Genomic DNA, 5822 nt, shown 5'->3' on the forward strand with positions numbered 1-5822 from the left:
GCCTTCGCGAGCAAGCCCGCTCCCACATTTGGGGTGTATTTCAAGGTTGGAGCCGAGTTGTGCCTTCAGCTCAAATGCTGTGCAGCACCCCGAATCCCAGCCCAAACAGCGATCAAAACTGTGGGAGCGGGCTTGCCCGCGAAAGCGGTGTGTCAGTCACTGAAGAGGGTGGCTGACCCACCGCCTTCGCGAGCAAGCCCGCTCCCACACTGGATCTCCTGTGTTGTCAGAGATCGCGCACTACCCGAAAACCGATCCAGTCTCCGCGCGTCTGCGGGAAAATGTTGTTGCGGTTGCCCGAGCGCGAGAACACGGGCGCCTCGCCCCAGTCATTGCCGCGAATCTGGTAACCCTCGCAGTTCGGCTCCATCCATGCACTGCCATCGGTTGGCGCGCCGATGTAGTTGGGGTGCTCGCAGTCGGCAACCCGTTCGTACACATTGCCGTGCATGTCGTACATGCCGAATGCATTCGGCGGATAGCTGCCCACCGGCGAAGAATAGCTGTAGCCATCTGCCGGGCCGTAGGTGTTGGCGTGCTCGGCAATGCTGTAGCCCTTGCCTTCATCGAACGGGAAGGGGAATGGCCCGGTGGAGCCGGCGCGGGCAGCGTATTCACGCTGGGCTTCGCTGACCATGTGGTATTGATGGCCGGTCTTTTTCGACAACCAGGCCACGTAGTGCTTGATGTCATCCATGTCCATGCACACCGCCGGCTGGCGCGGGCCCTGGGGATAGCGTGGCTTGCTGGCGATACATTCGCGGCCGGGGCGGGTGTCGCCATCGGCGATCTTCACCCCGGTCTGGCGGATATAGCTGTCCCATTCGCCGGCGGTGATATGGAAGCGGCTCATGGCAAAGGGCTTGGCGAAAGTCACGTCGTGCATCGGGCCTTCATCCGGCTCGCGGCCGACTTCATCTTCCGGCGTGCCCATGGTGAAGGTGCCGGCGGGCAGCACCACCATTTCCGGGCAGTCCTTGCAGTCCTTGAATACTTTGCCGGGTTGCGGCGTGGCGGCCTGGGCCAGGTTGGGCAGCAGCGCGGCGCACAGGGCGGTGAGCGCCAGGGCGCCCAGGGGCTTGAGTCGGGATGGATTCATGTGGGCATCTCGTTCAAAGGAAAAAGGGCGGGCCTCAGGCCCGCTGGTTCAGCAGGGTCATGAAGCGCTGGATCTCTTCGCTGGAATTGAGCAGGCCCGGGGAGGTACGGATCACCGGGCCGACATCGCGGTCCACCGCGTCGATCACCACACGGTTTTTCATCATGTAGGCCGCCACGGCATCACTGTCCTGGCCCTTGACCCGGAAGAAAGTAAAGCCGGCCGACAGCTCGGGGCTGCGTGGGGTAACCAGTTCGATCTTCGGGTGCGTTAGCAGTTGATCTTTCAATTCGGTGTTCAGCGCATGGATGCGCGCCTGCACCTGTGCCTTGCCCAGTTGCAAGTGCAGCTTGAAGGCCTCGTCCGCCGCCCAGCGATGCTCGAAGGCGTGGTAGCCACCAGGGGTCATGATGGTGGCGAAGTCCTTGTCCTCGGAGAAGGTCGGCACCATCGGCGTCACGTACTTGTTCTCGGGGTCGCGGGCGCACACCAGGCCGGTGCCGCGCGGCCCGAACATCCACTTGTGGGTGCCGGCGATGAAGAAGTCGCAGTGCATGTCCGGGAAATCGAGGTTCTCCACGCCAAAACCATGCACACCGTCGACGATATAGAGGATACGGTCCTTGTCATCACGCTGGCGGTTGTGTTCCTCGACCAGCTTGCCGATCTCACCGATGGGCAGCTTCACACCGCTGCCGGACTGTACCCAGGTCATGCCGAGCACGCGGGTGTTGGGGCGGATATTGCGTTGGATATTGCCCAGCACTTCATCGGCGGACACCCGGTGGGCATCGTCGAACAGGCGAATCTTGCGGACCTGGGTCTGTTGCTTGCGTACCCGGAAATCCAGGCTGAACTCGGTGGCGTAATGCTCGTGCACCGTGGTCAGGATCTCCTGGTCGGCGCGCACCTTGATCCCGCCATAGATCATCGCCAGGCCTTCGGAGGTGCTCCCGGTGAGGGCGATCTGCGCGGGCGTGGCCTTCAGGTAGCGGCCGGCCCATTCGCGGACCTGGCCTTCGCGCTTCCAGGTCTCCTGCAGGTCCCAGTCCATCGCCAGGCCCGGGTTGCGGTCGATCTGTGCGCGGTAACGTTCAATGGCCTCGCGCACCGGCCTGGGGTGCGAGGCCACGAGGAAGTTGGAAAAGTGCAGGTAGCTGGGGTCCTGGTTGAACAGTTGCTTGAATCCCGTCCATGGGTCGTTCGTGCTGTCGGCAGCCATTGCCTGGGGGAGCAGGGCGGTGCCCAGCGGCAGGCTCGCGGCGAAAACACCGGCCTGCTTGAGAAAAGTACGGCGGTCGGTCATGGACATACTTCTAGGTGATTAGCGGTTGGCCAAGGGTTTGGCAGCTTTTTGGACCTGGTCCCACACGCGCAGGAAGTTGCCTCCCCACAGCTTGGCGATATCGGCTTCGGAATACCCACGCTGAATCAGTTCGGCGGTGACGTTGCGCACTTCCCCGACGTTGTTCCAGCCCTGGATGCCGCCGCCGTCGTTGAAGTCCGACGCCAGGCCGACGTGATCGATACCGATCTTGCGCACGGTGTAGTCGATGGCGTCACCCAGGTCCTTGAGGGTGGCCTTGGGCTCTTCGTCGAGGATCGCGTACAGCGCGCCGGCGTACTCGCCGAACTTGTGTTCGGGCCAGGCGGCGATGATCGCGTCGCCCGGCATCAAGGCCACGGCCAGGTTGGGCAGCGGTGGCAGGTCGAAACGGGCGCGCAGGGCGTTGAGCTTGTCCTGGGTCGGCTGGCTCAGCGGGCGCAGGTAGGCGGAAAACCCGACAATCTGCACCACGCCGCCGCTCTGCTTGATCAGTTGCAGTTCCTTGTCGCTGAGGTTGCGCGGGATATCCACCGCCGCGCGTGGCGCCGAGTGCGATGCCACCATCGGCGTACGGCTCAACTGCGCCACCTGCTCCAGGGCCTTGGTCGACATCTGCGACACGTCGATGATCACGCCGAGGTCATTCAGGCGGTGCACCGCTTGCTTGCCGATGTCCGAGAGGCCGTCGAGGGCATCCACCGAGTCATTGAAAAACGGCAGCGGGCGCGACGAGTCGGACCAGGCGTTGTTGCCCACATAGCTGAAGCCGAACATGCGCATCCCGCGTGCGGTCCACAGGTCCAGCTGGTTGAGGTCGTTGCCCAGCGGGTAGGCGTTGAGCATGCTGATGAAGATCGCGAACTTGCCCTCGCCATGCAGGCGCCGGAAGTCGTCCGGGGTGTAGGCGATGCCGACCTGGTTGGGGTAGTCGCGGACCATGCCACTGATGATTTTGTAGCGCACTTCCTGTTCATTGCGCGCGGCTTCGACAAAACCGTCGGTGGGTTTGTGCGGCGCGTTGGGGCCGTTCCAGATTTCCGGCCAGCCAAAGATCGTCAGGGCGGCACCGGACAGGCGGCCGCGTGCGGCCTTGGCCAGGTCGAACTGGCCACTGCCGTCCTTGTCGGCCTCGTTGCCGGCGGTGCCGAAATCTACCGGCACGGTGATATGGCTGTCGAACGACAGCAGCCGGTCCTGCATTTCATTGGCCTGCTTGATGACCTCCAGCGGATAGCCGGCATTGCCCTTGAACCAGTGATCCCAGACCAGGAAACCGGCCCCGGCACCGATGGCCAGTGCCAGCGGCAGGCCGATATACAGCGCCTTTTTCGAACGTGGTTTTGTCATTGCCATCTCAGTCAGTTGAGCCCTTCGCTATCAGGGAAGAACGAGTGATGGGCGCGCAAATTTAGGCGCCGCCGACAGCGCGGTAAATTTCCCCGGGCTGCAAACGTTCTAGCTCTGATAAAGCCGTTTCCTAAGGTAGACAATGACCATCTCTCGACGTGGGTTCATCGCCGGCCTGGCGCTCACCGGCGCCGCTGTGCCGGCGGCCTTCTATGCCCATCGCGAGCTGACGCGCGAAGAAGAATTCCCCATCACCCCCGGCGAGGCCACGGTGGCGCTGGCCGATACTGCCGGCCAGCACCTGGCCAACACCTTGCGTGGCGTGTGGAGCCTGCGCCTGGAAGGTCGCGACGCCGGCCTCAAGGGCCTGCCGTTGCAAGGCCTGGAACTGCTGCTCGACATCGCCCCGCGTGGCCGCGGCGTGCGTGGCTACCTGGACACCGCCGCCAACCTGCGCGCCGAAGGCGAGCCGCGCTATCGCGTACTCGGTGACCTGGTGAGCGGCGACAGCGCCTTGCTCTATTGGCGCCTGATCGACCGCGATTCCGCCGACGGCAGGCCCGCCTATGAATTCAAGATGACCCTCGACCAGGTCTGGGCGGACTTTGCCAACGCCGGCAGCAGCACCCTCAGCGGGCAGATCCTCGACCTGGATCGCCCGCTGGCATTGACCGAGCGCGACAACCGCTTCATTGCCCACAAACACTGGTTTCCCGAAGCGCGCCAACGCATCGGCCTCAACCCGACGCTGCTGGCCTGGCTGATCGCGCCCGAGCACCGCCTGTTCCATCAGCTGTGGCACGCCACCCGGGACCAGTGGCACAAGCTCTCCGAAGAAAAGCGCGAGGCCCTGCGCGGCATCGGCTGGCAACCCGGCCCACGGGGCAAGGAACGTGACGCGCGTGGCAAGCACAAGGACCGCAACGGCTCGGGCATCGATTTCTTCTTCATGCACCGGCACATGCTCGGCACCGCGCGCTCAATGCAGGATTTGCCCTCATGGCCGCAATTCCCCGCGCCGCAACCGCCCCTTGAGCGCGATCGCCTGGGCTTTCTGCGGTACTTCGACAACCACGATGGCTTCGCCCTGCCGCCCACCTGGTGGGCCGCGGATGACAGCGAATACACCCAGTGGGTCAGCGACATCAAGGCCGCCGAGACCTACCACAGCAATTTCCAGGTCTGGGAATCCCAGTACCGCGACCCGCGTTACCTGGCCAGATTGAGTCTCGGCCAGTTGGGCTCGGAGATGGAGCTGGGCCTGCATGACTGGCTGCACATGCGCTGGGCCTCGGTGCCCCGTGACCCTTCCAACGGTGCGCCCGTGCCCCTGGCCCGCGACCCGGCAGACTTCGCCCCGCGCTGGTATGCGGCGGAAAACGACTTCCTCGGAGACCCGTTTTCGTCCCACGTTAACCCGGTGTTCTGGCACTTCCACGGCTGGATCGACGACCGCATCGAAGACTGGTTTCGTGCCCATGAGCGTTTCAATCCCGGCGAGGTCAGCCGCATGCAGGTCAACGGCGTGGCCTGGTTTGCGCCGGGGCGCTGGGTCGAAGTCGCTGACCCGTGGCTGGGCCCGGACACCCATGGCTGCAGCACCACGCCGGGGTTGCAGATGGGCAAGTCGATGGAGATGGATCCGGAGACCATGAAGCTCGCGCTGCGCATCACCTTCGGTGCCGAGGACGATGCGCTGCTGGGTTTGTTCAAGCGCGTGCCGAAGCGGCCCTGGTATGCGCGGCATTTGAAGGTCAAGGCGCGCGAAGCCTGACCCTCGTCGCTGCCTGACACCGCGCCATCGCTGGCGCGCCTGCGCGTTAAAACCACACCGCTGCTCAGCCCGATCCCAGGGCTGGCGCCCTTGTCCCCGCTTCCCATGTCACCTCCCTGCGGTCAAATCCCTTAATTTCCCAACCCTGCCGGAAGCCTTCCAGGCCCCCGGCTGTGCCCGTGTTTCTTTCACCGGGCGCCCAGCACAGACGATTGCAAACGGCAGCTGAAAACGGACTTTCTTCTCCACCGTGACTTATCAGGCAGGTTACCTCC

4 protein-coding genes are annotated in these 5822 nt (G+C 63.8%); 1 reads left to right on the forward strand and 3 read right to left on the reverse strand.

The genetic code is table 11. The annotated features are described in order from the left end of the window. Window positions 1-226: 226 nt before the first annotated feature. From pvdO to pvdM, 3 genes are read right to left on the reverse strand one after another with little or no spacing between them, the layout of a single operon-like run. Window positions 227-1099, reverse strand: a complete 873-nt coding sequence (gene pvdO / locus BBG20_RS31395) for a dihydropyoverdine dehydrogenase (protein ID WP_065910359.1) — start codon at window positions 1097-1099, stop codon at window positions 227-229. Between the two features lie 34 nt (window positions 1100-1133). Then, window positions 1134-2405: a pyoverdine-tailoring periplasmic protein PvdN gene (pvdN, locus tag BBG20_RS31400; RefSeq protein ID WP_065910361.1), complete on the reverse strand. Its 1272-nt coding sequence runs from the start codon at window positions 2403-2405 to the stop codon at window positions 1134-1136. A gap of 18 nt (window positions 2406-2423) precedes the next feature. Next, a complete protein-coding gene (gene pvdM / locus BBG20_RS31405; RefSeq protein WP_065910363.1) occupies window positions 2424-3773 on the reverse strand; it encodes a pyoverdine-tailoring dipeptidase-like protein PvdM in 1350 nt (449 codons plus the stop codon). A gap of 142 nt (window positions 3774-3915) precedes the next feature. Between pvdM and pvdP the strand changes: the two genes are divergently transcribed. Continuing rightward, entirely contained in the window at window positions 3916-5547 is a 1632-nt protein-coding gene (gene pvdP, locus BBG20_RS31410; RefSeq protein WP_065910364.1) for a pyoverdine maturation tyrosinase PvdP, read from the forward strand. The last annotated feature ends 275 nt before the right edge of the window (window positions 5548-5822 follow it).

The organism is Pseudomonas aylmerensis, assembly GCF_001702265.1.
GTDB lineage: Bacteria > Pseudomonadota > Gammaproteobacteria > Pseudomonadales > Pseudomonadaceae > Aquipseudomonas > Aquipseudomonas aylmerensis.

Bases quoted from the DNA above. Each gene is read 5' to 3' on its own strand.
- pvdO (WP_065910359.1), bottom strand. From the start codon at position 1,099: ATGAATCCATCCCGACTCAAGCCCCTGGGCGCCCTGGCGCTCACCGCC.
- pvdN (WP_065910361.1), bottom strand. From the start codon at position 2,405: ATGACCGACCGCCGTACTTTTCTCAAGCAGGCCGGTGTTTTCGCCGCG.
- pvdM (WP_065910363.1), bottom strand. From the start codon at position 3,773: ATGACAAAACCACGTTCGAAAAAGGCGCTGTATATCGGCCTGCCGCTG.
- pvdP (WP_065910364.1), top strand. From the start codon at position 3,916: ATGACCATCTCTCGACGTGGGTTCATCGCCGGCCTGGCGCTCACCGGC.